The sequence below is a fragment of the Flavobacteriales bacterium genome (assembly GCA_021296215.1).
In the GTDB taxonomy this organism is placed as follows: domain Bacteria; phylum Bacteroidota; class Bacteroidia; order Flavobacteriales; family ECT2AJA-044; genus ECT2AJA-044.
This window is the reverse complement of the sequence record JAGWBA010000124.1, coordinates 1-2542: the sequence shown is the minus strand read 5'-3', so window position 1 is coordinate 2542 and position 2542 is coordinate 1. Positions and strand designations below refer to the sequence as shown.

The 2542-nt window shown below is 46.7% G+C and carries 3 protein-coding genes; all 3 read left to right on the top strand.

Going from position 1 to position 2542, the window contains the following annotated elements; all coding sequences use genetic code 11:
- The coding region (locus J4F31_12355; GenBank protein MCE2497344.1) for a hypothetical protein at positions 1-186 on the top strand (186 nt) is incomplete at its 5' end.
- Positions 168-1031, top strand: a complete 864-nt coding sequence (locus J4F31_12350) for a bile acid:sodium symporter family protein (GenBank protein ID MCE2497343.1) — start codon at positions 168-170, stop codon at positions 1029-1031. The genes J4F31_12355 and J4F31_12350, both read left to right, overlap by 19 nt.
- 76 nt (positions 1032-1107) lie before the next feature.
- Positions 1108-2244 carry a hypothetical protein gene (locus tag J4F31_12345; protein MCE2497342.1) on the top strand — a complete coding sequence of 379 codons (1137 nt, stop codon included), beginning with the start codon at positions 1108-1110 and terminating at the stop codon, positions 2242-2244.
- Positions 2245-2542: the final 298 nt, after the last annotated feature.

Below are 2542 nucleotides of genomic sequence, written 5' to 3'. Positions count from 1 at the left end.
TTTGATACCTACAAAATACAGCCCTTTGGGCAGCGCTCCTTTTTTATGCCTCAGAAAAATTTATTTTGGACGGGTGTGATAATTTGGGTAGTGCCCGGCGCAATTCAATTATCAATTCAGAAGTTTTTTGGCCACTTTTGGGTCATCAATCCTAACCCCAAACCCTCATGGAATCCAATGTTTTGACCGCCGTTTTCCTGCCCTTGGCCCTGGGCGTCATCATGCTCGGCATGGGCATGACCCTCACCCTCAACGACTTCAAACGCGTGGTCGTGTATCCGAAAGCGGTGGCGCTTGGACTCGTGAACCAGCTACTTTTATTGCCGATCATCGCCTACGGCGCGATTTGGATCTTCGGTCTCCAGGCCGAGCTCGCGGTGGGACTCATGATCCTAGCCGCTTGTCCGGGAGGCGCTACGTCGAATTTGATCTCTCACCTCGCCAAGGGCGATGTAGCGTTGTCTATTACCCTTACAGCGATCTCATCACTCGTTACCGTGATTTCCATTCCGCTTATCACGAACTGGGCCATTGTCCACTTTATGCCCAATGGGGCCGAAATGCAGCTCGATGTCACCAAAACGGTGATCAGCGTTATTGTCATTACCGTGGTACCGGTGTCGATCGGAATGATTCTGCACCGATATAAACCCGGTTTTTGCGGACGCATGGAAAAGCCAGTGAAGATCATGTCGGCCGTTTTCCTGTTCCTCATTATCGTAGCTGCGATCCTGAAGGAAAAAGAGAACATCATCGATTTCTTCGCACAGGCGGGTCCAGCCGCGCTAGCCCTCAACGTCGCCATGTTGAGTCTTGGATTCTTCTCGGCGAAGCTCTTTAGCTTGAACTCTAAACAAAGCCGTACCATTTCCATTGAAACCGGAATCCAAAACGGAACCCTCGGTATCACCATCGCCGCCACTCTCATTGGAAACTCGCAGATGACCATTCCTTCGGCAATCTACAGCCTTATTATGTTTGGCACTGTTCTAGTTCTCGTGTTCGTTCAGAAGAAGACGAGTGATGAGTAACTAAGCGAGGAAAATGGTATATTCCATAGTCAAACCCAACTTAGCTATAATGAAGTCATTTCGATTAGTCTATTCTATGAGCCGGTTTTTAGCTTGTTTTGCTGTTTTGACCACTTCGGCGTTATATGCACAAGATTATGCATTCGTTTTGGATCAAGCGGAGGATATTCCCCTACTTTCCAGCCAATTCGCGGCAGAGTATCAGCGCGATTTAAACGAGAATATTGGAACCTCTTTCTTATATACCGTTCAATCCGGCATGAAATGCCTTAATCGCAATGAATTCTCTATAATTCTTGTTGGCGGCGCCGACTATTTAGGGTCTGACGATATTTCACGGCCTACAGAATTGGGCGTCAATTCTATTGGGAATTACTCCTTTACTACTGGAATTCCAACGGTTTTCAATGATGTTGAAGGCTCGGAACTGATCTATCAGTTCATCGACCCCGATACCGGTGGTGACCTTGTTGACCCGGGAACGGGCGATAAAGTTCGTTTGTCTGTGGGCCTTCCCGCCGGACTTGGGGTGGATAGAGGGGCGACTCCCGCGGGTACTATTGGAATTGGTTACGGAGTTGGTGCGAACACCTCTATCTACGTGAACTTCACGCCAATGCTATTCAGTTCTTTAGGAGACCAGTTCGATGGCCTTAGCATTGAAAGTGACTATGCCTTTGGGGCTCACTTGAAACACGATTTTGGATCGTGGATCGATTTTTTCTCCTCGAGAAACATCCACGCCAGTATTTCAGTGGGCTATAATGCGTACTCCATGTCGGGAACTTCATCGGCCATAGTCCCTACCGTAGTTGAATTGTCCAACGACTACGAGCTTCAAGCCTCCGGCGCAGATCTAGAATTCAGCACATCGATCTCTACCATCGGTTCGCGGCTCGAACTCTCTCGCTCATATGGATTCATCGAGCTTGCCATCTTTGGCGATTATGTCCAGAACAATTACGAAACCACATCGGATGGAGATATGCAGGTCAGTATTGTAAATACAAGCTCCGGTGTAACAGATGAAGAGCGAACGCTTTCAAATTTCTCCGACTACGATGGCAGTTCATCTAGCATGGGAGGTGGTGCCACATTGACTCTCGGGCAAGGTTGGTTTCGCGGAGTAATCAGTTATCGACACTCAGCAGTCGCTAACGTTTCTTTTGGACTCCTTTTCCACCTGAATTCAAACAGTGGATCCGAAGGATAAAAACTCTTTAATTAAAGTGGTCCTGAGGCTACAGTCTTTAATCACCCCATCCACCCCTCAACCTCATCGAGCTTATTCTTTTTACATAAAAGGCGAATTGATAAATGGTAACCTGCTGTGATAAATCCCTTTAGTTCAACTTAAAATTACTAGAGATGCACACGTATATAGGAAGAAAATTATCAAAGAACGTAGAACAAAATGTGCAATCGCTAGAGCTATACGTAATACTCCCCAGATTTCGGACCATCGGTTAAGTTAATATTTTTAACCCTTAAAATCCGAAAACGATGAGAAG